The sequence below is a fragment of the Serratia sp. CY44782 genome, assembly GCF_052168715.1.
Lineage (GTDB): Bacteria > Pseudomonadota > Gammaproteobacteria > Enterobacterales > Enterobacteriaceae > Serratia > Serratia nevei.
This window is the reverse complement of sequence record NZ_JBJNME010000001.1, coordinates 94,688-117,406: the sequence shown is the minus strand read 5'-3', so window position 1 is coordinate 117,406 and position 22,719 is coordinate 94,688. Positions and strand designations below refer to the sequence as shown.

The 22,719-nt window shown below is 59.5% G+C and carries 23 protein-coding genes and 1 tRNA gene; 6 read left to right on the top strand and 18 right to left on the bottom strand.

The window, feature by feature from the left end; all coding sequences use genetic code 11:
* Positions 1–14 precede the first annotated feature (14 nt).
* Entirely contained in the window at positions 15–545 is a 531-nt protein-coding gene (gene smrB / locus ACJ8HT_RS00595) for an endonuclease SmrB (RefSeq protein ID WP_004936226.1), read from the top strand.
* A gap of 67 nt (positions 546–612) precedes the next feature.
* Here smrB and sixA read toward each other — a convergent pair whose 3' ends face one another.
* The 4 genes from sixA to ACJ8HT_RS00575 form a co-directional block, all read right to left on the bottom strand.
* Positions 613–1,095 (bottom strand): phosphohistidine phosphatase SixA, encoded by a 483-nt coding sequence (gene sixA / locus ACJ8HT_RS00590; protein WP_004936230.1) that lies wholly within the window; start codon positions 1,093–1,095, stop codon positions 613–615.
* Between the two features lie 388 nt (positions 1,096–1,483).
* Positions 1,484–3,649: a fatty acid oxidation complex subunit alpha FadJ gene (gene fadJ / locus ACJ8HT_RS00585; RefSeq protein WP_197652679.1), complete on the bottom strand. Its 2,166-nt coding sequence runs from the start codon at positions 3,647–3,649 to the stop codon at positions 1,484–1,486.
* Positions 3,649–4,959 (bottom strand): acetyl-CoA C-acyltransferase FadI, encoded by a 1,311-nt coding sequence (gene fadI / locus ACJ8HT_RS00580; protein ID WP_033653729.1) that lies wholly within the window; start codon positions 4,957–4,959, stop codon positions 3,649–3,651. The genes fadJ and fadI overlap by 1 nt, the downstream gene beginning before the upstream one ends.
* A gap of 196 nt (positions 4,960–5,155) precedes the next feature.
* Complete coding sequence (locus ACJ8HT_RS00575; RefSeq protein ID WP_072145088.1) at positions 5,156–5,452, bottom strand: YfcZ/YiiS family protein; 297 nt, start codon at positions 5,450–5,452, stop codon at positions 5,156–5,158.
* Between the two features lie 405 nt (positions 5,453–5,857).
* Here ACJ8HT_RS00575 and fadL point away from each other — a divergent pair, with 405 nt between their 5' ends.
* Entirely contained in the window at positions 5,858–7,198 is a 1,341-nt protein-coding gene (fadL, locus tag ACJ8HT_RS00570; protein ID WP_025160155.1) for a long-chain fatty acid transporter FadL, read from the top strand.
* Positions 7,199–7,314: 116 nt separating this feature from the next.
* Here the strand turns inward: fadL and mlaA are convergent, their stop codons facing one another.
* The 10 genes from mlaA to ccmA form a co-directional block, all read right to left on the bottom strand.
* Positions 7,315–8,073, bottom strand: coding sequence for a phospholipid-binding lipoprotein MlaA (gene mlaA / locus ACJ8HT_RS00565; protein ID WP_126179064.1), 759 nt, complete (start codon positions 8,071–8,073; stop codon positions 7,315–7,317).
* A 28-nt stretch (positions 8,074–8,101) separates the two neighbouring features.
* A complete protein-coding gene (ccmI, locus tag ACJ8HT_RS00560) occupies positions 8,102–9,316 on the bottom strand; it encodes a c-type cytochrome biogenesis protein CcmI (RefSeq protein ID WP_197652384.1) in 1,215 nt (404 codons plus the stop codon).
* Positions 9,316–9,783, bottom strand: coding sequence for a cytochrome c-type biogenesis protein (locus tag ACJ8HT_RS00555; protein ID WP_197652383.1), 468 nt, complete (start codon positions 9,781–9,783; stop codon positions 9,316–9,318). Before ACJ8HT_RS00555 ends, ccmI begins: the two co-directional genes overlap by 1 nt.
* A complete protein-coding gene (locus tag ACJ8HT_RS00550) occupies positions 9,780–10,331 on the bottom strand; it encodes a DsbE family thiol:disulfide interchange protein (RefSeq protein WP_197652382.1) in 552 nt (183 codons plus the stop codon). Before ACJ8HT_RS00550 ends, ACJ8HT_RS00555 begins: the two co-directional genes overlap by 4 nt.
* Positions 10,328–12,298, bottom strand: coding sequence for a heme lyase CcmF/NrfE family subunit (locus ACJ8HT_RS00545; RefSeq protein WP_039564915.1), 1,971 nt, complete (start codon positions 12,296–12,298; stop codon positions 10,328–10,330). The genes ACJ8HT_RS00550 and ACJ8HT_RS00545 overlap by 4 nt, the downstream gene beginning before the upstream one ends.
* Entirely contained in the window at positions 12,295–12,789 is a 495-nt protein-coding gene (ccmE, locus tag ACJ8HT_RS00540) for a cytochrome c maturation protein CcmE (RefSeq protein ID WP_197652381.1), read from the bottom strand. Before ccmE ends, ACJ8HT_RS00545 begins: the two co-directional genes overlap by 4 nt.
* Positions 12,786–13,022 carry a heme exporter protein CcmD gene (ccmD, locus tag ACJ8HT_RS00535; RefSeq protein ID WP_004936267.1) on the bottom strand — a complete coding sequence of 79 codons (237 nt, stop codon included), beginning with the start codon at positions 13,020–13,022 and terminating at the stop codon, positions 12,786–12,788. Before ccmD ends, ccmE begins: the two co-directional genes overlap by 4 nt.
* Positions 13,019–13,756 carry a heme ABC transporter permease gene (locus ACJ8HT_RS00530; RefSeq protein ID WP_197652380.1) on the bottom strand — a complete coding sequence of 246 codons (738 nt, stop codon included), beginning with the start codon at positions 13,754–13,756 and terminating at the stop codon, positions 13,019–13,021. The genes ccmD and ACJ8HT_RS00530 overlap by 4 nt, the downstream gene beginning before the upstream one ends.
* Before the next feature lie 120 nt (positions 13,757–13,876).
* Positions 13,877–14,536 carry a heme exporter protein CcmB gene (gene ccmB / locus ACJ8HT_RS00525; protein WP_025303731.1) on the bottom strand — a complete coding sequence of 220 codons (660 nt, stop codon included), beginning with the start codon at positions 14,534–14,536 and terminating at the stop codon, positions 13,877–13,879.
* The gene (gene ccmA / locus ACJ8HT_RS00520; RefSeq protein ID WP_197652678.1) at positions 14,536–15,168 is read right to left on the bottom strand and encodes a cytochrome c biogenesis heme-transporting ATPase CcmA; all 633 of its coding nucleotides are present in this window, start codon (positions 15,166–15,168) and stop codon (positions 14,536–14,538) included. Before ccmA ends, ccmB begins: the two co-directional genes overlap by 1 nt.
* A gap of 229 nt (positions 15,169–15,397) precedes the next feature.
* Here ccmA and ACJ8HT_RS00515 point away from each other — a divergent pair, with 229 nt between their 5' ends.
* Both ACJ8HT_RS00515 and ACJ8HT_RS00510 read left to right on the top strand, forming a co-directional pair.
* Entirely contained in the window at positions 15,398–16,324 is a 927-nt protein-coding gene (locus tag ACJ8HT_RS00515) for a formate/nitrite transporter family protein (protein ID WP_087763426.1), read from the top strand.
* A gap of 129 nt (positions 16,325–16,453) precedes the next feature.
* Positions 16,454–16,528: transfer RNA gene (locus tag ACJ8HT_RS00510), tRNA-Arg, on the top strand.
* Positions 16,529–16,621: 93 nt separating this feature from the next.
* Here ACJ8HT_RS00510 and ACJ8HT_RS00505 read toward each other — a convergent pair.
* The 4 genes from ACJ8HT_RS00505 to ACJ8HT_RS00490 form a co-directional block, all read right to left on the bottom strand.
* The gene (locus tag ACJ8HT_RS00505) at positions 16,622–17,896 is read right to left on the bottom strand and encodes a lactonase family protein (RefSeq protein WP_350429863.1); all 1,275 of its coding nucleotides are present in this window, start codon (positions 17,894–17,896) and stop codon (positions 16,622–16,624) included.
* A 20-nt stretch (positions 17,897–17,916) separates the two neighbouring features.
* Complete coding sequence (locus tag ACJ8HT_RS00500) at positions 17,917–18,717, bottom strand: helix-turn-helix domain-containing protein (protein ID WP_194571317.1); 801 nt, start codon at positions 18,715–18,717, stop codon at positions 17,917–17,919.
* Between the two features lie 696 nt (positions 18,718–19,413).
* Complete coding sequence (locus ACJ8HT_RS00495; RefSeq protein ID WP_004936288.1) at positions 19,414–19,635, bottom strand: hypothetical protein; 222 nt, start codon at positions 19,633–19,635, stop codon at positions 19,414–19,416.
* Between the two features lies 1 nt (position 19,636).
* On the bottom strand, positions 19,637–20,608 hold the full coding sequence (locus ACJ8HT_RS00490; protein WP_197652379.1) for a hypothetical protein: 972 nt from the start codon (positions 20,606–20,608) through the stop codon (positions 19,637–19,639).
* A gap of 228 nt (positions 20,609–20,836) precedes the next feature.
* On the opposite strand from ACJ8HT_RS00490, the gene ACJ8HT_RS00485 reads away from it, so the two are divergent.
* Both ACJ8HT_RS00485 and ACJ8HT_RS00480 read left to right on the top strand, forming a co-directional pair.
* Complete coding sequence (locus ACJ8HT_RS00485) at positions 20,837–22,333, top strand: helix-turn-helix transcriptional regulator (RefSeq protein ID WP_194571313.1); 1,497 nt, start codon at positions 20,837–20,839, stop codon at positions 22,331–22,333.
* A 134-nt stretch (positions 22,334–22,467) separates the two neighbouring features.
* Positions 22,468–22,719, top strand: coding sequence for a CsbD family protein (locus ACJ8HT_RS00480; protein WP_047730161.1), 252 nt, complete (start codon positions 22,468–22,470; stop codon positions 22,717–22,719).

Below are 22,719 nucleotides of genomic sequence, written 5' to 3'. Positions count from 1 at the left end.
CCGGTGAATGAAGCATGAAGAACAAGCCCCCTCTGAGCAAAGACGAACAACAGCTCTTCAGAGAGTCGGTGGCGGGCGCGAAAAAGCTGCGCCAGGACACCATCGTCCACCGCCCGCCGAAACCCAAGGTCAAACAGATTGCCCCGCAGCGGCTGCTGCAGGAGCAGGTCGATGCCAGCTATTATTTTTCAGATGAATACCAGCCGCAGCTGGAAGAAGAAGGCCCGACGCGCTACGTGCGCCCCGGCAGCAGCCCGTATGAGCTGAAGAAGCTGCGACGCGGCGATTATTCGCCGGAGCTGTTTCTCGATTTGCACGGCCTGACCCAGCTGCAGGCCAAGCAGGAGCTGGGGGCGCTGATCGCCGCCTGCAAACGCGAACACGTGCACTGCGCCTGCGTGATGCACGGGCACGGCAAGCACATTCTCAAACAGCAAACGCCGCTGTGGCTGGCGCAGCATCCCGACGTGCTGGCGTTCCACCAGGCGCCGAAGGAATGGGGCGGCAACGCCGCCATCCTGCTGTTGGTGGAGCTGGCCGAGTAGACCAGCAGAAACGACTCAGGGCGATGTCAGACATCGCCCTGAGTTTATTCCGCACCGCATCCGCAGCTCACACTTTGGCCATCACCTGCGACGGGCTGACCTGCCATTCAAACTTGCCGTAGCTGCCGTCCGCCGGCAGATCGACATTGGCAATCGCCGAGGTCGCGAACATCGGCGGGCACTCGCCCGGGCACAGTTCGGCCACCAGATAGCCCACCAGCGGCAGGTGCGACACGATCAGCACCGAGCTCACCCCCTGCATCGCCAGCGCTTGCAGGTAGCTGCCGACCTGTTCGGCGTTGCCGCCCGGCGTCAGCTCGGGCAGCACTTCTTCGCCCTCCGGCAGCGTCAAGGCTTCACGCACCGTCGCCAGCGTCTGTTCGGCCCGCAGATAGGGGCTGACCAGCACGCGTTCAATATCCACAGACTTGGTGTTCAACCAGGCCGCCATCTGACGGGATTCGTCGCGGCCGCATAGGGTAAGGGGCCTTACCGCATCGCTGGCTGCCTCGAGCGCCGCCTCTCCGTGACGCATAATCAAAACTTGCATATTGCACCGCTGTTGTTGACAAAGTAACGCTATACAGAAACGCCGTGCGTGCTGTACCGCCGAGTTTTACAACCCAAAGCCAAAGCTTTAAAACGATAACGCGCCGTCTCTTTATGGCGGCCGGGCATTTTGCCTGAAAGTTTGCGTAAAGAAAACGCTGTTTTTTACAGCAACCTTCCCCAAGCAAACCTCGATTGCTCACAGAACAAGCAATTCAACGGGTTAAATTTTAACCTTGCCGCCATGAAATTTATTGATGGCGGTCAAGCTAACTTACCGCTGCCTCCGCCTCGCTGTACAGCCTCACCGGCTGACGCTGTTGCAAGGAGTGATGGCGATCACAACGCGGCCCTGTTGCAACTATAGTGCAAATCGGGCCGCCCTGCGTTCAACTCCCCAGCGGGTAAAAGCGCTCGCCCTGCTGCGCCATGCGCTGCAGGCGTTCGCAAGGGGCGAAGTGTTCGCCGTGCTGCTGACGCAGGTAGTCCAGCGTCTTCACCACTTTCTCGGCGCCGAGTTCGTCCATATAGCGGAACGGGCCGCCGAGGAACGGCGGGAAGCCGATGCCGAACACTGCGCCGATGTCGCCGTCGCGCGCGCTGCGAATCACGCCTTCGTCCAGGCAGCGCGCCGCTTCGTTCAGCATCATCATCACGCAGCGTTGAGCGACGGTCGCCGGCAGCATGTGCGCCTTCGGCGTGACGCCGAGCAGCGTATATAATGAGGTATCCGCACGTTTGCGCCGCTGCCGCTGCTGCCCTTCACTCGGGTAGAGATAGAAGCCGCGGCCGTTCTTGCGCCCTTTACGCCCGTCTTTCAGCACCGCATCAAACGCTGCCGGCGCGGCGAAGCGCGGCCCCAGCGCCTCGACCAATACCGGGATGATTTTGGTGCCGACGTCGATGCCCACTTCATCCAGCAGAGTGATGGGGCCAACCGGGAAACCGAAGTCCACCAGCGCCTTGTCCAGCGACTCAATCGGCTCACCTTCCAGCAGGCAGCGCGCCGCTTCGTTGATGTACGGCGCCAGGATGCGGTTGACGTAAAAACCGGCGCTGTCGCCCACCACGATGGCGGTCTTGCCCTGCTTGTGCGCCAACGCCACGGTGGTGGCGATGGTCTCTTCGCTGGTGCCGGCGTGCGGGATCACTTCCACCAGCGGCATCTTGTCCACCGGGCTGAAGTAGTGCAGGCCGATCACCTGCTGCGGCCGCTGGGCTTTTTCGGCGATGCGGCCGATAGGCAGCGAGGAGGTATTGGAGGCGAACACGGTATGCGGCGCGCAGTTCGCTTCGACCTCGGCCACCATCTGCTGCTTCAGCGCCAAATCTTCAAACACCGCCTCGACCACGATATCCACCTGTTCAAAACCGGTGTAATCGGTAGAGCCGGAGATCAGCATCATCTGTTTTTGCCGCTCGGCCGGGCGCATGCGCTTGCTGCGCACCCGCTTGCCGAGCACGTCCCAGCTGTATTTCAGCGCGTGATTGATGCCGGTTTCATTGATGTCTTTGATGCGAACCGGCAAACCGCCGCGGGTGGCGGTAACGCAGGCGATGCCGCCGCCCATCAGACCGCCGCCGAGAATGCCAACGCGGTGCAGGGCGTGCGGCTGAGCATTGCCGCCCCGCTCTTTTTTCAGCGCGGTAGAGGCGAAGAACAGGCTGCGCAGCGCCGCCGACTGCGGCGTCATCGCCAGTTCGCCGAAGGCGCGCGCTTCGGCCTCATAACCGCTGGCGCTGCCGTGATCCAGCCCGGTGCGCACCACCTGGATGATGCGTTCCGCCGCCGGGTAGTTGCCGTGGGTTTTCGCCAACGTTTTCTTGCGCACGATGCTGAACAGCAGATTTCTACCCAGCGGGCCGTTGAGCAGGCGATCCTGCCACGGCAGCTCGCGCTGATGTTTCCAACCCTGTTTCACCCGCTCGATGGCGGTCTGCAACAGAATCGACTGCGGCACGGCGTCGTCCACCAATCCCATGCGCAGCGCCTGGCGGGCACGAATGTGCTTGCCGGTCAAGATCATGTCCAGCGCCTTGGCGGCGCCGACCAAGCGCGGCAGGCGCTGCGTACCGCCGGAGCCCGGCAGCAGGCCCAGCTGCACTTCCGGCAGCCCGAGCGCGGTTTTGTCATCGAGCGAACAGACGCGGCCGTGGCAGGCCAGCGCCAGTTCCAGCCCACCGCCCAGGCAGGCGCCATGAATGGCCGCCACCACCGGCACCGGGAACGCGGCAATCTGCGCCAGCGTGCTCTGCCCTTTCTTGGCCAGCGTTTCCGCCTCTTTGGCGCTGGTGCAGGCAGCGATCATGGTGATGTCTGCGCCGGCGATAAACGAGTCCGGCTTGCCGGAAACGATCACCAACCCTTCCAGTGCGGTATGCTGCTGCGCCCGGATCAGCACGTCGTTCACCTGTTCGACGAACTCGGCCTTGAGCGTGTTCACCTTGTCGCCCGGCACGTCGATGGTGATCACGCCGATGTTGTCGGGGCGAATCGTCAGCTGAAAGGCCGACGGTTTGGCGCGCTGTTCATGCAATGCGTTTTCAAAGCTCATCATTCCACCTCCACGATCATCGCGGCCCCTAACCCGCCGGCGGCGCAGGCGGTGGTCAGGCCCAGCCCGCCGCCGCGGCGTTTCAGCTCATGCAGCGTCTGGGTGATCATGCGCGCGCCGGTGGCGGCGAACGGGTGGCCGTAGGCGATGGAACCGCCCAGGACGTTGAATTTGTCCATGTCCACTTCGCCGATCGCCTGGCTGCGGCCAAGCTTCTCGCGGGCGAACTCTTCGCTGGCGAACATCTTCAGGTTAGCCAGCGTTTGCGCGGCGAAGGCTTCATGCATGTCGATGAGCGTCAGATCGGCCAGGCCGATACCGGCGCGATCCAGCGCCAGCGGCGTAGCGTAGGAAGGCCCCAGCAGCATGTCTTCCCACACGTCGATGGCAGCGAAGGCGAAGCTGCGCAAATAGCCCAGCGGCTGCAGCCCCAGCTCTTTGGCGCGCGACTCGCTCATCATCAGCACCGCCGCCGCGCCGTCGGTCAGCGGCGTGCTGTTGGCCGCGGTAACGCTGCCGTGCTTGCGGTCGAACGCCGGCTTCAGCTTGGCGTAGGAAGCCAGGCTGGAGTCTTTACGGATGTTGTTGTCTTCAGAAAGCTGCGCGCGGTAAGGCGGCACGTAGGCGGTCATCACCTCGTCGCGCAGCCACCCCTGCTGCCAGGCCTTGGCCGCCAGCTCGTGTGAACGGTGCGCCAGCGCATCCTGCGCCTCGCGGGTGATGCCGTGGCTCTTCGCCATCTGCTCGGCGGTATCGCCCATGCGCAGCCCGGTGGAATACTCCGCCACCGCCGGTGGCACCGGCATCAGATCGCGGAATTTCAGCCGGCTGAACAGCTTGAGACGCTGCGACAGCGTGCGCGCCTTGTTGACGTCCACCAACGTGCGCGCTAGCGCCTTGCTGACGCCGATCGGCAAAACGGAAGAAGAGTCAGCCCCGCCGGCGATGCCGACGCTGATGCTACCGGCCATGATGCTCTCCGCCACGTTGGCGATCGCCTGGAAGCTGGTGGCACAGGCGCGCGACACGCTGTAGGCGTCGGTATGGACGCTCATGCCGGTGCCCAGCACGATTTCACGCGCGATGTTCGGCGCCTCGGGCATTTGCACCACCTGGCCGAACACCAGCTGTTCGATAAGCTGCGGATCGATACCGCTGCGCGCCAACAGCTCGCTCACCGCCGTTTTCCCTAAATCCACCGCCGGAATGCCGTGATAGGCAGTCGCCTGTTTGGCAAAGGGGGTACGCAGTCCATTCACAATCGCAATGCGGTCACCATGACGGGTCACCAACGGCAGTGCCTTACTCATAAATGCTCCTGAAGAGAATAACGTCAGCGCAATGGGCAGAAAGAGGTCTGACCTGATGAGGTCATTGTTAACCAAACGGTTACATTTGGCAAACCGGCAGAGATCAAAACTGCGAGCAGGCGCACTTTCTATCGGGGGCGATGTAGGGAAGGCAATCCCCGACGCGCGGCAGGCGGCGCCGGGGGTAAAGCGGGGATTAACGCAGGCCGAGCTGGAAGATCAGGGTTTCCGCCTGGCAGGCGAAGGTGAAATCGGCCTCCAACTGCACGCCGCCGTCAACCGGTTTAATGCTACTGCTGATGTCACAAGGGTCGGATTCTACCGCGCGCGCCTTTTCGCTCAGGGCGGCCAGCATGGCTTCCGCATCTTGTTGATTGCTGAACACTTGGCTGTAGGATGCGGTGCAATCGGTATTATCCATCACGGTGCCGACATCCACACAGCAGCAGGCTGCGGTTTCCTGGGCGCTGCATTTATTAATTGCATCTGACATGATTGGTTCTCCTCAAGGGCCTCGGTTATCAGCCCAAATTGCCGTTTTACTCACCGGCACAAAGCCACAAAATTCTGTGGGTATTTTACTCCTCCGCGCAGGCAATCACTAGCACTTACTTTTACTGGGTGTTTTAAGTGATGGAAATCACAAATAAAAATGAGCGTCTGCTAAGGAATGGTAAGAATTTTGTTATATACCACTGGCTTTTTGTTAAGCGGATCTCTTTTTTGATATCAGGTTAGAAATATTTCAAAAACAAACTTGCAACATCTTCACAGGTCAGACCTATACTTCAGCCACTGGTCTGATTTGTCTGAACGATAACGGACCCTACAATCCCGCGCTCCTTGTTACCTCGTGTAACAATAGTTTAAATAATAAACACATAATGAGGTTTTGGTCATGAGCCAGAAAAACCTATTGACTAAATCAGCTCTCGCAGCTGCAGTGGCAATTATTTCTTCAAACGTGTCTGCCGCAGGATTCCAGCTGAACGAGTTCTCAGCAGCTGGTTTAGGACGTTCGTATTCTGGCGAAGGCGCCATGGCGGATACGGCGGCCTCCGCGAGCCGCAACCCAGCATTGTTGATGATGTATACCCGCCCGGAACTCTCCATCGGCGCGGTCTTCATCGATCCGGACGTAGACATCACCGGCAAATCCCCTTCTGGCGCCAGCCTGGATGCGAAAAACATCGCGCCAACCGCCTGGGTGCCGAACCTGCATTATGTTCACCCGATTAACGATCAGTTCGCCGTAGGCGGATCGGTCACCAGCAACTACGGTCTGGCGACCGAATTCAACGACGGCTACACCGCAGGCGCTTATGGCGGCAAAACCGATCTGGAAACCCTGAACCTGAATCTGAGCGGGGCTTACCGCCTGGATCAACACTTCAGCTTCGGTCTGGGCTTCGACGCCGTATACGCCAGAGCCAAACTGGAACGGTACGCTGGCGAATTGCCGAAGCTGCTTGCCGGCCAAGGCCTGCAAACCGGTAAATTAACGCCTCAGCAAGCCGGGATGATCGCTCAAATCCCTGGCGATACCCAGATTTCTCACCTGAAAGGCGATAAATGGGGCTTCGGCTGGAATGCCGGCCTGCTGTACGAAGTGGATGAAAACAACCGTTACGGCTTCACCTACCGTTCTGAAGTGAAAATCAAGTTCGACGGCGATTACAAGAGCAGCCTGCCGGCACAGTACAACCCAATTACCCAGGCGCTGGGCGTTGGTTTGCCGTGGGGCACCAGCGGCAGCACCATCCCAGGCTCTCTGGATCTGAACCTGCCAGAAATGTGGGAACTGTCCGGTTACAACAAAGTGGCACCGCAGTGGGCCATCCACTACAGCCTGGCTTATACCAGCTGGAGCCAGTTCCAGGAACTGAGAGCCACCGGCAGCAACGGCCAGACCCTGTTCCAGAAGCATGAAGGCTTCCGCGATGCTTACCGCATCGCGCTGGGTACCACTTACTTCTACGACGACAACTGGACCTTCCGCGGCGGCGTTGCCTTCGATGACAGCCCGGTACCGGCACAGAACCGTTCCATCTCCATTCCGGATCAGGACCGCTTCTGGGTCAGCGCAGGTACCTCTTATGCGTTCAACAAAGACGCGTCGGTCGACGTGGGCGTGTCCTACATGCACGGCCAGAAAGTCACCATCAACGAAGGCCCTTACACCTTCAACTCGGTGGGCAAGGCCTGGCTGTACGGCGCCAACTTCAACTACCGCTTCTAATCTCGCTTGAGAAAGATGCCAAAGCGCCCCACGGGGCGCTTTTTCTTTGCCCGCCGCTCGCCGTCGGCATAAAAAACCCGCCTGGCGGCGGGTTTTCACTGGCATAACGCCCGTGATTACTGCGAGTCGATCTCGTCCAGCTCGCCCTGAATCGCCTTGGCGTTCGGGTTTTCTTCCGGCTTGAGCGAACCGCCGTTGGCGATGAAATCGTGGCGCTGGAAGTAAGCCTCCCGCACCATGACATAAGGATCGGAGGAGTTGCGCAGCAGACCGTCGGAATCCAGCAGCTGAGCACGGGTTTCAATCCCCTCGACCACCCATTTGCCCGCCGACATCCAGAAGGTCAGGTAGCTCAGCATCGGATACAGCGTATCCGCAAAATCACCGCCGTCTTCACGCAGGGTGAAGCTGCCGTAGCCCGGCAGCATCACGTACGGGCCGTAACCCACATCGTAATGGCCCAACGTGCTGCCGAAGCGATTCGGTTCTTCGCGCGCCAGTTTCGGGTTGGCCATGCCGGCCACGTCGATCAGGCCGCCCATCCCGAGCAGGGTGTTCAGGAAGAAACGGTTGAAGTGGATCATCCCGCGGTAAGGGTCGCCCTTCAGGAAGGCGTTGACCATGCTGGCCGGCTCTTCCAGGTTGGAGGTGAAGTTGCTGATGCCGTTACGCGCCGGCATCGGCACGTAGTCGCGCCAGGCCACCGCAACCGGGCGCAGAATGTAAGGATCCAGGACGTTGTAGTTGAAGTCGAACATCGTCCGGTTAAATCCTTCCAAAGGATCGGAACGCCCTTGCGGATCTTTGTCTGGTGCGCTGGCGCAGCCCACCAGTAATACCGTTGCGAATGCCACCCCAGTCAGGCGAAAGTTCATATTTTTCTCCATAAAAACACGTTCGGTCTTATTTTTCAGGGACCTGCTTGTTTATCTGAACGCTAACCTGCTCTTTACCGCTGAATGTCTGCAGCGAGCTTTCGCCGAACCAGTCTCCCGGCTGCGGCGTGGCCAATCCGTCCTGTGAGAGGCGCACACGCACCTGCACCTGATGCTGTGCCGAGAGTAGACGCTCGGGCATCATGGCGTTGCTGTCATCCAGAGAGAAAGACAGCGGAAAACGGCTCAGCGGCAATTGTTTTACCGCCACCGGCACCGGGCTGACGCCGTCGGTCACCGAGATGACCAGCGTCCCCTGCGTCGGCAGGGCTTTCGCCGCCTGCGGTGACAGCGAAACGGTCACATTCAGTTTAACAGTTTCTCCGCCGGCCTGGGCTTTTGCTTGTGCAATGCTGCGCTTTATCACTTCCGCGCGCGGATCGTTGGCCGGCAGCAGCTGCAGCATCACCTGCCAGGCGCCTATCGCCTGCTTGAAGTCGCCCTGTTCGAAGGCATTGAACGCCAGCAGGCTCAGCACCCGCGGATCGCCGTGATTTTCCGCGATCATGCGCCGCAACAGCTGTGTCGCCTGCTTGTTATCCTCCGGATCGTTGGAGCGCGTCAAGACCTCGGCATAGCCGAGCCGCACTTCCAGACTATTCGGATCCAATTGATAAGCATGGGCAAACGCCTGCGTAGCGGTGGTGGCGTTGTTCAGCGCCATGCCGACCCGCCCCAGCATCATCCAGTCGTTGATGTTGCGATCGTCCTGCTGCAGTGCGGTGCGCAGCCCCAGCCCGAGGCGGGCGATCTCTTCCATGCTCAGCGGTTTGGCGCGCTCATTGGCGACACGCTCGCGCAATTCCGGCATTTGCGCCTGCACCAGACGCCAGTCCAGCACCTGCGCCAGCCCGCCGGTTTTCAGATAAAAGCCAACGGTCACCGCCAGCAATAACAGCACGCCCGGCACCAGCGCCCAGCGATTGATCGGCTTCACCTGCGCCGCCTGCTCGACGGGAATGTCGTTCAGCAGATTTTGTTGCAGCTCTTTCACCAGCTCCGGGCGCTCGGCCACGACGCCTTGCTGCTCGTCCTGCTCCAGCTCGCTGAGGCGATCCTGATAAAATGCCTTGTTCAACGCATCGCGCGTGGCGGCGCTCTGCTTGCCGTGGCGCATCGCCGGCACCACCAGCAGCGCGGCGGCGCCGGCCAGCAACACGCAAATAATCAGCCAAAAAGCCATTAGGGTTTCTTCCTGTCAGTCTCTTGCAACAGCGCCGCCAGGCGCTGCCGTTCCCGTTCGGATAATTCATCGTCCACCGCCGCGCCAGGCCGGCGACGGGTGCGCAGGATCACCACCGCCCCGCCGATCAGCACGAACAGCAGCGGGCCGATCCACAAGATCAGCGTCGCCGGCGTTACCGGCGGCTCATAGGTAACGAAGTTACCGTAGCGCGCCACCATGTAATCGATGATCTGCTGCTTGCTTTGCCCCTGCATCATCAGCTCGTACACCTTGGTGCGCATGTCGGCGGCGATAATGGCATTGGAATCGGCAATGCTGTTGTTTTGGCATTTCGGGCAGCGCAGCTGTTCGGTCAACTCGCGATACTGCTGCTCCTGCTCGACGGAGTTGAAGCGATAGGTATCGATCGCCGCGGCGGCGCTCCAGCTCAGCAGCGCGGCGCACAGCAGGACAATCAGCCTCATGCCTCACCCCCGTACTTTTTATACAGCGGCAGCACTTCCTGCTGCCAAACGCGCTCATTCATGTCGCCGGCGTGGCGATAGCGAATAATCCCCTGGCCGTCGATAAGGAAGGTCTCAGGCGCGCCGTAGATCCCGAGATCCAATCCCAGCATGCCGTCGCCGTCGTACAGGCTGAGGGCATAAGGATTGCCGAGGGAATTCAGCCAGGTCACCGCCTTGGCGCGATCGTCTTTATAGTTCAGGCCGACCACCCGCACGCCGCGCGCCGCCAGCGTATTGAGATACTGGTGTTCCGCACGGCAGGTCGGGCACCAGGTGGCCCAGACGTTGAGCAATATCGGCTTGCCGTCGTGCAGCACCGCCTGATCGTAGGTTTTGCCGGGCTGATCCAGCGATTCCAGCCTGAAGGTCGGCACCGGTTTGCCGATCAGCGCCGATTCCAGCATGGTCGGATCTTCGCCGCCGGCGTTACGCGTCAGTTGCACCATCAGCGCCGCCACCAGCAGCAGGAAGAGGACCAACGGGATAAACAGCAGCTTACGATTCATGGTTGCGCCTCCAGCTTGCCTTCGCGCTTGAGTTTTTTGCTCATGCGGTAACGCGGGTCGAGGATGCACAGCAGGCCGCCGATCGCCATAAAGACGCCGCCGAACCAAATCCAGCGCACGAAGGGTTTGTAATACAGGCGTACCGCCCAGGAGCCGTCCTCCAGCTCCTCGCCCAGCGCCGCGTACAGATCGCGGCTGAAACCGCCGTCGATCGCCGCTTCGGTCATCATGCTGCGCGCCACGCTGTAGTAGCGTTTCTCCGCGTGCAGCGTCGCCTCCGGCTTGCCGTTGCGCGTGACGTCGATGATGCCGACGCCGCCGCTGTAGTTCGGGCCGCGAATGTCGTGCACGTCGCGGAACACGAAGTGATAGTTGTGAATATCCACGCTGTCGCCGGCCTTCATCCGCACGTCGCGCTCCACGCTGTAGTTCTGGCTGAAGGCGATGCCAATCACCGTCACCGCCACGCCGAGGTGGCCGAGCACCATGCCCCAGTGGCTGCGGGACAGCTGGCGCAGGCCGCGCCAGAAACCGTGACGGTGGGTAGCGCGCTCATGCAGCTCCATCAGCGTCAGGATGATCACCCACAGCGCCATGATCAGGCCCACCACCGTCATGCCGGCGATGCTGTCCTGCAGCAGCCACGGCAGCAGGATTGACAGCACCAGCGTCGCCAACAGCGCCACGCCGAGGCGGCGCCACAGCTTGCTCGGCTCATCGCGGCGCCAGCGCACCAGCGGGCCGATGCCCAACAGCAGCGCCAGCGGCGCCATCAACCAGGTGAACATGGTGTTGAAGAACGGCTCGCCGATCGAGATGCTGCCCAGCCCCAGCTGTTTGTGCACCAGCGGCAGCAGCGTGCCCAACAGCACCACCAGCATGGCGGCGATCAGCAGCACGTTGTTACCCAGCAGGAAGGTCTCGCGCGAGAAAGTCTCGTGCTGCACCCGGCTGCGCACCTGGCCGCCCTTGACCGCATACAGCAACAGCGAACCGCCGATCACGATCACCAGATAGGCGAGGATAAACATGCCGCGCGCCGGATCGGAGGCGAAGGAGTGCACCGAGACCAGTACGCCGGAACGCACCAGGAAGGTGCCCAGCAGGCACAGCGAGAAGGCGGTGATCGCCAGCAACACCGTCCAGGCTTTGAACGTGCCGCGTTTCTCGGTCACCGCCAGCGAATGCATCAGCGCGGTACCGGCCAACCACGGCATAAAGGAGGCGTTCTCCACCGGATCCCAGAACCACCAACCGCCCCAGCCCAGCTCATAGTAGGCCCAGGCCGATCCGAGCACGATGCCCAGCGTGAGGAACACCCAGGCCGCGGTGGTCCACGGGCGTGACCAGCGCGCCCAGGCGGTGTCGAGCCGGCCGGCCATCAGCGAGGCAATGGCGAAGGCGAAGGCGACCGAGAAGCCGACATAGCCCATATACAGCAGCGGCGGGTGGAAGATCAGGCCGATATCCTGCAGCAGTGGGTTGAGATCGCTGCCGTCGATCGGGAAATTCGGCAGCGTGCGGGTGAACGGGTTGGAGGTCATGATAATGAACAGCAGGAAACCGGCGGTGATCATCCCCATCACCGACAACACCCGCGCTACAGCGTCCTGCGGCATCGCCCGGCTGCACAACGCCACCGCCAGCGACCAACAGCTCAGCAGCAGCACCCACAGCAGCAGCGACCCCTCATGCGCCCCCCAGGTGGCGGCGATGCGGTAATACACCGGCAGTTGGGTATTGGAGTTGGTGGCCACGTAGGCGACGGTAAAATCGTTGACCACGAAGGCGTGCACCAGGCACAGGAACGCCAGCGCAATTGCGGCGAACATGCCGTAGGTCAGCGGGCGTGCGACCGCCATCATGCGGCTGTCTTGCCGCGCCGCGCCCCACTGCGGGTAAATACTCAGCAGCAGCGCGATCGCCAGCGCCAGGCACAGCAGAAAACTGCCCAATTCCGGCATCATGACTTGGCGCCCTCCGCCTGCAGCGCGTTATACGCTTCCGCCGGGCCTTTGTGGTTCTCTTTCATCGCGTCGGCCACTTCCGGCGGCGTGTATTTCTCGTCGTGTTTGGCCAGCACTTCGCGCGCATTGACCACGTTACCCTCACCCAGCACGCCCTGCGCCACCACGCCCTGCCCTTCACGGAACAGGTCCGGCAGAATGCCAGTGTAGGTCACGCCGATCGCGCCGCGCGCGTCGTAAATCTTGAAACTGACCTGCAGCGTATTGGGATCGCGTTTCACCGAGCCCGGCATCACCATGCCGCCGATGCGCAGCCGCTGGCCAACCTCGGGCTTCTCATGATTTTCGCCCTTGCCCTGCAGGATTTCACCCGGGGTATAGAACAGATCGATGTTGGAGCGCAGCGCGTACAGCATCAGGGTCGCGGTCAGCGCGATGCCGATCAGCACAACGATCGCCAGATAAAGGCGGCTTTTACGACGTGGATTCACAATGATTTCTCCCGCGGTGCGGCGGATTTTTGTTTTGATTGTTGCGCATGGCGAATGCGCCGCTCGCGCGCCTGACGGCGGCCGATCTCGGCGAGCAACTGCCGCCGTTGCCAAACGGTGTGCGCCACCAGCCCCAACAGCGAAATCAGCGTGGCGGCGACCGCCAGCCAAACATAGAAGGCGTAACCGCCCATGGCGAAAAACGCCGACCACGAATCGAACGCGGCATTCATGACTGACGCTCCTTATTCACCAGCCCGGCGACCCACGGACGCCGGCGCTCCTGGAACAGGATCAGATTGCGCAGGCGCATCAGCGTCAGCGTGACGAACAGCAGCAGGTAACCGAGGATCGCCCAGCGCAGCGGGGTGCGCATGCTTGGCGCGATAGACTGCTGCATATTGGTCGAGCCCTGATGCAGCGTATTCCACCATTCGACCGAAAAATGGATGATAGGGATATTTACCACGCCCACCAGCACCAGAATGCCGGCAGCGCGGCCCGCCAGGCGGCGGTCTTCAAAGGCGTTGTACAGCGCGATGACGCCCATATAAAGGAACAGCAGCACCAGCTCGGAGGTCAGACGCGCATCCCACACCCACCAGGTGCCCCACATCGGCTTGCCCCAGGCGGAGCCGGTCACCAGCGCGATAAAGGTGAACACCGCGCCGATCGGCGCCATCGCCGCCACCACGGTATCGGACATTTTCATCTGCCACACCAGGCCGATAAACGCCGCCACCGCCATCGAGGCGTAGATGCCCATCGACCACATGGCCGCCGGCACGTGAATATAAATGATGCGGAAGCTGTCGCCCTGCTGATAATCCTTCGGCGCGAAACCAAAGCCCCATGCCCAGCCGAGCAGCAGGCAGACCGCCGCCGCCAGCCCCAGCCAGGGGATAAAGCGGCCGCAGACGTGATACAGCCGCTCAGGCCGCGCCAGTTGATGTAACCATTTCCACATTGTCGTCAGTGCTCACGGTAATTTTTATGCGTCGGCCGCCCCGAGCGATCGAAACGGCGAAAATCTTCTGCGGGGTACGCTCTTGTCGGCCTTGCCCCGTCTGTTCATTCAATACGTTAGCTAGTGCACGCTCACCCGCAGCGCCGCCGCGGTGGCAAACGGTGCCAATGTCACGCTGCCCGCCAGCATCGCACCCAGTATCGCCAGATAACCGTCGATCGGCATGCCCATCGAGGCGGCGTCGATCGCGCCGGTGGCGAAGATCAGCACCGGGATATACAGCGGTAGCACCAGCAGGCTGAGCAGCACGCCCCCTTTGCGCAGGCCGACGGTCAGCCCCACGCCGATAGCGCCGATCAGGCTCAGCGTCGGCGTGCCGAGCAGCAGCGTCCCCGCCACCGCCAGCCAGGTCTGCATATCGAGCGACAGCAGCAGCGCCACCAGCGGCGACAGGATCAGCAGCGGCAGACCCGTCACGACCCAGTGAGCACACACTTTGCCCAGCACCGTCATCGGCAGCGGCGTCGGCAGCAGCAACAGCTGCTCCAGCGAGCCGTCGAGGAAATCGTCGCGAAACAGCCGCTCCAGCGACAGCAGCGAGGCCAGCAACGCCGCCACCCACACGATGCCCGGAGCAATGCGCGCCAGCAGCTGCGGTTCCGGGCCAATCCCTAACGGGAACAGCGTGATGACAATCAGGAAAAACCACAGCGGGTTGACGATTTCCGAACCTTTGCGGCAGGCAATCTTCAGTTCGCGACGCACCAGGGTCAAAAACATCACAAACTCCCCACGTCGTGTTCCGCCAAACGAATTTTGCCCACCGTTTGACTGACGCCGGCCAAATCCTGATGGGTGGTCAACAATACCATGCCGCCCCGCTGCGCATGTTGTTCAAAAAGGCTAATCAGCTCGGTCACGCCCTGTTTGTCGATCGCCGTCAGCGGCTCATCGAGGATCCACAGCGGCGCCGCGCTGAGCCACAGCCGCGCCAGCGCCACGCGCCGCTGCTGCCCGGCGGACAGCTGCGCCACCGGCAGATCTTCGTAGCCCACCAGCCCCACCTGCTCCAGGGCGCGCCAGATGGCCGGATGATCGGTTGTGCCGCGCACCGCTTGATAAAACTGCAAATTTTCGAAGGGCGTCAATACGGCTTTGATGCCGGGCTGATGGCCGATAAACAGCAAATCTTGCTGGTAACCCGCACGATCGCGCAGCGTGCTGCGCCCGCGCCAGCACACCTCGCCGCCGTCCGGCCGCGCCAGACCGGCGAGAATGCGCAGCAAACTGGTTTTACCCGCGCCGTTCGGCCCTTCTACCTGAATGATATCGCCCGGCTGAACTGAAAAGCTTAGCTCGCTAAACAGGATGCGCTCATCGCGCACGCAACTCAGACTTTTGGCTTCCAGCATCGGGGAACTCATATTTTTCTTTGGGATAGCGAATCATAGCATAAGCCTTTCCCCGCACGCAGCCCGCGGCGGGCGCGCCGACGGGCCAATATGGCGAGCAGGATCAAGAATGCGTGGAAAAAATCGGCGGATTTTAACTCTTGTTACCTTTTTCTGTATTTCGCCGCATTTGGGCCAGGCAACTACGCTTAATGACGTGAACTCACCCTTAATGAGCAGGAGCGACAGCATGAGCGAGCAGCAGCGCCAAGAGCACGAGCCGGATGAGACGATGCAGGTAGAGAGCGAGGAGCAGGAACAGGGCAAGCGCGAAATCGAAGTCAGGGAAGAGAATCTGCCGTCGCGCGCGGCAGCGGTGCATGAACAGATCCGGATGGAAGGCGAAAAAGAGCTGGAGCGCGACGGACTGGCGCTGCTGTGGTCGGCGATCGCCGCCGGGCTGTCGATGGGCGCCTCGCTGGCGGCAAAAGGCATTTTCCACGCCCGCCTGCCGGACGATCCCAGCCGCTTTTTCATCGAGAACCTCGGCTATACCTTCGGTTTCATCATTGTCATCATGGCACGCCAGCAGTTGTTTACCGAAAACACCGTCACGGCGGTATTGCCAATCATGCATAAGCCCACGCCGCGCAACCTGCTGATCCTACTGCGCCTGTGGGGCGTGGTGCTGCTCGGCAACCTGATTGGCACCGGGCTGGCGGCGCTGGCGTTTACCCATATGCCGCTGTTCGACGCCGAAACGCGCGGCGCTTTCGTCAGCCTGGGCGAAGAGGTGATGCGCCATACGCCGGGAGAAATGTTCGCCAACGGCATCCTGGCCGGCTGGATCATCGCCACCATGGTGTGGATGTTCCCGGCCGCCGGCGCGGCGAAAATCTGGGTGATCGTGCTGATGACCTACCTGGTGGCGATTTGCGATTTGACCCATATCGTGGTCGGTTCGGTCGAGATCCTGTATCTGGTGTTCAACGGCGCGATTGGCTGGCAAGCATTCATTTACCCGTTCGCCCTGCCGACGCTCGCGGGCAACATCATCGGCGGCACCTTTATCTTTGCGCTGATAAGCCACGCGCAGATCCGCAACGATTTGAGCGCCAAAAACCAGGCCGCGCGTCGGCAAGAGAAAAAGCGGCGCCACGGCGGGGAAAAACCGTGATCGCGGTCGGTTAGCCGAGGAAATTTCGGCGTGAACTGGCGAGGTATTGAGCAAACGCGCCGCTAAGCGCTTATTCTGCGGGTAAAAAAAGGTATAATGCCCCGGCAGCGTCGGTTGCCGGCCCGCAGCGTCCCCGTAGTTAAACGGATATAACAAGCCCCTCCTAAGGGCTAGTTACTGGTTCGATTCCAGTCGGGGACACCATTCTTTCTTATCACGCCATTCCCCATCATCTGCACCCGCAATTCCTTTTTTCCCCTGTTCAGACCCAGTTTCTCACGCGCCTTATGATGGGCATTAATTGAAAAACTTAATGTCCGTCGGCGTTGAAATCGTCGCCGCCTGCCCTCTGGCCTGCAACTCGCCTTTTTCATCATCGAAATCGAACAGCGTCACGCTATTGGTGAATACATTCGTCACATAGAGATGGCGGCCGGCGGCATCGAACGCGAGCGCACGCGGTTCAATGCCGCCGGCCTGATAGCGTGTCGGCTCCCCTGGCAGACCGTCCCTGCCTATTTTTAATACCAGCAGATGGTTGTCGGTACCGCGATTGGTGGCAATAAGATATCTGCCGCTCGGGCTCAGGATAATGGCCCCACCGCTTTTAGCATTCGCCGAATCGTGCCCGCCATTCAGTTTCACTTTCCCTCGCGGAGTCAACCGATTGTCGCTGACGGCAAACACCTCGATCTCACCCGCCATTTCGGTGATGACATAGGCATATTCGCCTTCTGGCGAAAACACCATGTGCCTTGGACCAGCGCCTGGCGCAAAGGCGACATCGCGCGAAGTATCCGCCTGCAACGGCTGCGCGCTATCCGGCCAATAACGATAGGCATGCAACTTGTCGTCGCCGAGATCCGCCGCGTACAGGTATTGGCCATCGCGGCTGAAGGTGGTTGAATGCGCATGCCCGCCTTCCTGGCGCCCCTGTACGATGCCAGAGCCGGGTATAAACGGGTAATGCTGCACGCGTTCACCCAGTTTGCCGTCGCTGCCAATCGGCAATGCCGTCACGCCCGCGCCGCCTTTGGCGACGGAATAGTTGGCGACCAACAGAAACTTGCCGTCCGGGCTGAGGGTGGCATGCGTCGGCTGCCGGCCTGCACTGTTCACCGTATTCAGCACCCGCACGCCGCTCTCTTTGTCTATTGCCAATGCGGTCATCGTTCCCGCATCCTCTTCATTGGTGACATAGGCGAAACGGCCATCGCGAGATTTTACGATCCACGACGGGCTTTGCATTTTAATGGCATCGAGCAGCGTTAACGTGCCGTCGCCATTAACCGCCAGACGATAGAGCCCTTCACTGGGGTGCGCCGGTTTCTGCACCGTTGGCGCATCCGGAATATGGGTCCAGGTGCCGACTAATGCTATCTGATGATGCTCACGATTATTTGCCATCGCATTTCCTGAAAACATGAAGAGCGTTAATGCCAGCGCTAATTGAATAGCCAGCATCCCTAAACCAGCAACAATGCCTATGCCAGATACAGACAACGTTAAAGGTAGCATAAAGAGATCATAATACCGCTTATTAATCGTATCCGGGTGATTTGCCATACCCATGACATCTCCTTTCTTCATTACTACGTCACAGGAATAAGTATGTCGACATTGATAACTTTACCGTTTAAATGTTCCTTTCTGTATAATTCGATGAAAAAGCTCTCCCTCATTTTGACATTAATAGCCGGCAGATGGGCATCATAGATGCTCTCAAAAAAATCAATATACTCAGGCAGGTCTCCCATAAAGGGAATAACAATATATTTCCCCATGGGTATATAGAAGTTAAATATGGAATGAAAAACCTCTTGCTCCTTGCCGTTGGCATGCGGCTTTCCCCCTTTTCTTTTTTCTACACTATAAGCCCCCCTATTATTGCTTAGCCATCTATCATTAGTCTGCGCGATATCACTGGGATTTCTGTACTTCCTTACAGAGTGGAAAATCAATGCCTTGTACTGTTTTAACATCTCGATGTCATCCGGCATGACCGTATGATAAAAATAGGGTTTCTTGTCGCTGCCATACGGTGGGATCTGGGTGGAGAAATCCCATCCATGGCTGTTTCTAAAATGGTTGGGCGTTTCGCCAAAAAAACGCTTGAATGCCCGCGTGTAGCATTGTTGAGAAGCAAATCCGGATGCCAGGGCAACATCCAATATGTTACCTTGATGCTGTTTGAGCAAGACAGCGGACCGGCTCAGTTTTCTATTCCTGATATAAGTCCCGAGCGTCACGCCAAAATAATGTTTGAATAACCGCTGTAAATGCCATTTAGAGTAACCCGAGATAATGGCAACCTTCTCAACGGAAAGCCCCTCTATAATATTTTTCTCCATATACTCCAAGACCTGTACAAGAATATCCTTTCTATAATCCATGAGTGCTCCCTGCCTTTATAAAAATCGTGTCCTTTTTATTAAAATCGTTAACCTCTCAAATCAAGTCATTAAGATTAATCCTAAAAAAAATCACCCTGTCAATGCAATTTTTGCGGCATAGGAAAAGTCATCATATAAATAACTGAAAATGATCATGTTATATAAATACGCTTGCGAAAAATCCTTGAATAAAAAATGCGCCATGCAAAGTGCATCCATTAAAGATGCATTTGCCCCGCCAGGGTGAATCACACTTTATGTTAATTGTTTTATCTTAAAGTGTTTTTTTTACGCTCCACGGGCATGGCCGAATAGGAATTTCATCATTACAAATTAAATCGTGTTTTATTGTTTGGCTGGTTGATAAAACTACTGAGCCGAATACGAAAATTTATGAACGGTGGCGAAGGAAGATGCGGCGGATAAGCGCAAGATCTTAACCTCGGGCCCGATAATCGCAGATCGTCATTGCGAGTTTCTTTTTTTATCTTTTCCCGCACGGTGAAAATTCGACGTTTCAACAAACCTTGTTTGATGCCCTATTTTTCCTCCATGCCAATGGGATCGCCACTGGTCCCCCGCTGAACCGCCTCCCCTTCCCTCGTAACAGTGCCGCGTCTGCTTGTGCCAAGCTTTATTGCCCAGGCGCAGCAAAAAGCCCGGCTCGCAAAGCCGGGCTTTTCATTCACGGACTGATCAATCAGCCAGGTTGTCGATCTCTGCGGACCTATGCTTACGCAACAGATACAGCAGCAAAGACACCCGCCGCTCGGTGCGTTCCGGGGTATCGGGCGGCAGGTTGTAACGCAGGGTATAGCGCTCGTTGTTTTCGTTGCAAAAATCGATGACGAGCACGGGCGCAGAGGCCCCGGCAACTTTTCGATAATTCAGCGAAATGCACGACAGGTTTTTTTTCATCTCAACTGACCACAAGGGTGCGGCGAGTTGATTCGGCAATCCGCCCCACGCCGGCGCTCAGCGCGGCGCCCAACAGCAGCACCAACAGCGATCCCCACGCAGCGCGCGACAGCTGTTTGGCCGCTTCATCGGCCGCTTCACGCGCTTTCTGCTCGGCCTCAGCCTTGAGTGTCTCCACTTTCTGCACCGCCTGCTGGTAAGCCTGAGCGTAGTTATCGACGATTTGGCTCGCTTCATCACGGCTCTTGCCGGTGCGCGCCGCAACGATATTCACCAACGCATCCTTATCAGCCGCGCTCAACGTCGGCTCACCGGACTGCTTGACGCGGTCGAACCACTGCTTGAGCTCGGAGGCGGCCCGCGCCGGATCGGCCGCCGCGTCCAGGGCCGACTGTTTGCCGTCGGCGGTCGCCCTATCGGCCTTCTGTTCCAACCGAGCCGGATCCAGTTCCGGCTTGCCGGTCTGCTTGAGCGTGGCGTTCAACTGGTTTTCCAGGCTTCCCCAGTCAAGGCTGATGCCCTTTTTATCCAGCTGTTGCTTGAGGCCTTCGCCCACGTTTGGCGCTGCCGCCACCAGGCCGCTGCCCGCCAGCGAAAGCCCTTTGCCCACCGCGCTGCCCGCCAGCCCCACCACGCCACTCGCCAATGAAACCATCAGCCAGGTGGTCAACAAGGTGGTGATCGCCCAGCTCAGCAGGCCGTGCAAGCCACCGCGATTCGGTGCGGTGCGGCCGGCGACAAACGCGCCTGCGGCCAGCGATGCCAGCGTTGAAACCAGCAGCCAGATCCCGGTGCCGGTGCCAAAGCCGCTCAGCGGGTTGCCCTTTTGCATCATATCCACAGCCTGGGTACCGATAGCCGTACCCAGCACGCTGAAGATCAGATAAGTCACCAGCGCCACGGCACTCCCGGCCAATATCGAGCCCCATGACACCTGAAACGCAAAGCGATTTGATTCATAGACAGTGGTCATCGTTGTTCCTTATATTTTCTGGACAAGTGATTGCACACACGGCGGATAACCGCGCAGACAAATTCAGTCTGCCGCGCGGCGTCGTCGGCCGTCCCGGTTCATTTGCGCCAGAATGACTAGTGCATTCACACCCTGCGAATACGCACGTTATGCACTAAGCTGCTCAGCGAGTAGCGTAACCCGCGGCCCCGTCAGAGGCCGCGCCCCCTTCTGTCTAGCGGAGAGCACATGAACCCATCCGTCCTGGCCAGCGAAACCCAGCGCGGCCATCTGCAGCAAATCATCTCCGGCTTGTCCGACGGCGTGATCCTGACGGATACCGATCAAACGCTGCTCTGGGCTAACGAGGCCGCGTTGGCCATGCATGGCGTGAGCCACCAGAAAGCCCTGGGGGCCAATGCCGACGAGTACGCGGCACGTTTTGCCCTGCGCTATCGCAACAATCACCCGCTGGCGCTGGAACAGTACCCGCTGAACCGGGTTGCCGATGGCGAGACCTTCACCGATGTGGTGGTGGAAGTTCGGCAGGTCGACGATCCGGACAGCTTCTGGGTACACCGCCTGCGGAGCCTGATTATCACCGATGCGCAGGGGCAGCCGGAGCTGCTGGCGCTGATCCTGAGCGACGCGACGGAGTGGGCCAGCGCCGAACAACGCTTTGAAAAAACCTTCAACGCCAATCCGGCGCCGGCGGTCATTTGTCGGCTAAGCGACCTGCGTTACGTCAAGGTCAATCAGGGGTTCCTCGATATGACCGGTTACCAGCGTGAACAGGTCATGGGGCGTTCGGTCTATGAACTCGACGTTTTGGAACAGGCTGAGCACAAAGAGCTGGCGATTCAGCGCCTGGGAGAAGGCGCAACCATTCCGCAAATGGAGGCCGAGCTGAAACTGCCCGGTGGCGGAAGCAAGCTGGTGGTGGTTGCCGGCCAACCGCTGGACATCAATGAAGACGACTGCATGCTGTTCACTTTTACCGATCTCGAACCCCGGCGTCAGGCAGAATCGGCGCTGCGGGAAAGTGAAGAGCGGTTCGCCAAGGCATTTCGCCTGAGCCCGGTGCCGACGTTGTTGTGTACGGCGCACGAGCGGCGCGTGCTGGACGTCAACGAAGCCTTCACCCGCACCACCGAGTACGACGCCGAAGCCTTGATCGGCAAGACGGTCGATGAGATCCAATTTATTGACGATCCCGAGGCGAACCGCCGTTTGTTTGCCGCGCTGGAAAAAAGCGGTAACGTCGAAGGGCTGGACATCCGGGTGCGCAAGAAAGGGAGCGAGTCGATCGACTGCGTGGCCTCGGCGGATGCCGTCAGCATTCACAATGCGCCCTGCTACCTGCTGGTGCTCATGGACATTACCGAACGCAAACGCTCGGAACTGGAGCTGGTGAGCGCCATCGAGGAAGTGATGCAGGACGCTTCCTGGTTCAGCCAAACCTTGATTGAAAAACTGGCCAACGTGAAAAGCATCAACCGGCCCGATCAGACCGGATTTAACGCCAGCGATCTCACGCCGCGCGAGCGCGATGTGCTGGAATTGATTTGCGAGGGGCTGCCGGACAAGAAAATCGCGGCGCGTCTCAATCTGGCGCTCAACACCATTCGCAATCATGTCGCGACGGTCTATTCCAAACTGGGTGTGCATAGCCGCAGCGAAGCCATCGTCTGGGCCAGGGAGCGCGGTCTGTTTACCGGCGGGCCGGCCACCAGGAACGGCAAGTAGCCTGCAAATGCACTATCCATACCGATGCAAACGCCCCTTATAGGCACAACGTGAAGTGCATAACATGGAGGTGCAAATGCAGGCTTTCGCCCTGTGCGGAAGCCAAACGGATCGAACCTTAGGAGCGCATCATAATGAACAGCGAAAAAGCCAATGGCATGATGGAAAAAGTGGCGGGCAAAGCGCAGGAAATGGCGGGCGACGTCACCGGAAACGAACGTTTGCAGGCCGAAGGCGCTACGCGCTATGCAGCGGGCGCGCTGCAAGAAAAATACGGCGACGCCCTGAGCTGCGCCGGCAGCATGATGAAGAAAAACCCCCTCGCCGCATTAGCCCTCATTGCCGGCGCTGGCCTGTTGGCCGGCCTGCTGCTGCGCCGCCGTTGA

Coding starts and splice junctions, on each gene's coding strand:
- smrB (WP_004936226.1), top strand. CDS start 15: ATGAAGAACAAGCCCCCTCTGAGCAAAGACGAACAACAGCTCTTCAGA.
- sixA (WP_004936230.1), bottom strand. CDS start 1,095: ATGCAAGTTTTGATTATGCGTCACGGAGAGGCGGCGCTCGAGGCAGCC.
- fadJ (WP_197652679.1), bottom strand. CDS start 3,649: ATGAGCTTTGAAAACGCATTGCATGAACAGCGCGCCAAACCGTCGGCC.
- fadI (WP_033653729.1), bottom strand. CDS start 4,959: ATGAGTAAGGCACTGCCGTTGGTGACCCGTCATGGTGACCGCATTGCG.
- ACJ8HT_RS00575 (WP_072145088.1), bottom strand. CDS start 5,452: ATGTCAGATGCAATTAATAAATGCAGCGCCCAGGAAACCGCAGCCTGC.
- fadL (WP_025160155.1), top strand. CDS start 5,858: ATGAGCCAGAAAAACCTATTGACTAAATCAGCTCTCGCAGCTGCAGTG.
- mlaA (WP_126179064.1), bottom strand. CDS start 8,073: ATGAACTTTCGCCTGACTGGGGTGGCATTCGCAACGGTATTACTGGTG.
- ccmI (WP_197652384.1), bottom strand. CDS start 9,316: ATGGCTTTTTGGCTGATTATTTGCGTGTTGCTGGCCGGCGCCGCCGCG.
- ACJ8HT_RS00555 (WP_197652383.1), bottom strand. CDS start 9,783: ATGAGGCTGATTGTCCTGCTGTGCGCCGCGCTGCTGAGCTGGAGCGCC.
- ACJ8HT_RS00550 (WP_197652382.1), bottom strand. CDS start 10,331: ATGAATCGTAAGCTGCTGTTTATCCCGTTGGTCCTCTTCCTGCTGCTG.
- ACJ8HT_RS00545 (WP_039564915.1), bottom strand. CDS start 12,298: ATGATGCCGGAATTGGGCAGTTTTCTGCTGTGCCTGGCGCTGGCGATC.
- ccmD (WP_004936267.1), bottom strand. CDS start 13,022: ATGAATGCCGCGTTCGATTCGTGGTCGGCGTTTTTCGCCATGGGCGGT.
- ACJ8HT_RS00530 (WP_197652380.1), bottom strand. CDS start 13,756: ATGTGGAAATGGTTACATCAACTGGCGCGGCCTGAGCGGCTGTATCAC.
- ccmB (WP_025303731.1), bottom strand. CDS start 14,536: ATGTTTTTGACCCTGGTGCGTCGCGAACTGAAGATTGCCTGCCGCAAA.
- ccmA (WP_197652678.1), bottom strand. CDS start 15,168: ATGCTGGAAGCCAAAAGTCTGAGTTGCGTGCGCGATGAGCGCATCCTG.
- ACJ8HT_RS00515 (WP_087763426.1), top strand. CDS start 15,398: ATGAGCGAGCAGCAGCGCCAAGAGCACGAGCCGGATGAGACGATGCAG.
- ACJ8HT_RS00505 (WP_350429863.1), bottom strand. CDS start 17,896: ATGGGTATGGCAAATCACCCGGATACGATTAATAAGCGGTATTATGAT.
- ACJ8HT_RS00500 (WP_194571317.1), bottom strand. CDS start 18,717: ATGGATTATAGAAAGGATATTCTTGTACAGGTCTTGGAGTATATGGAG.
- ACJ8HT_RS00495 (WP_004936288.1), bottom strand. CDS start 19,635: ATGAAAAAAAACCTGTCGTGCATTTCGCTGAATTATCGAAAAGTTGCC.
- ACJ8HT_RS00490 (WP_197652379.1), bottom strand. CDS start 20,608: ATGACCACTGTCTATGAATCAAATCGCTTTGCGTTTCAGGTGTCATGG.
- ACJ8HT_RS00485 (WP_194571313.1), top strand. CDS start 20,837: ATGAACCCATCCGTCCTGGCCAGCGAAACCCAGCGCGGCCATCTGCAG.
- ACJ8HT_RS00480 (WP_047730161.1), top strand. CDS start 22,468: ATGAACAGCGAAAAAGCCAATGGCATGATGGAAAAAGTGGCGGGCAAA.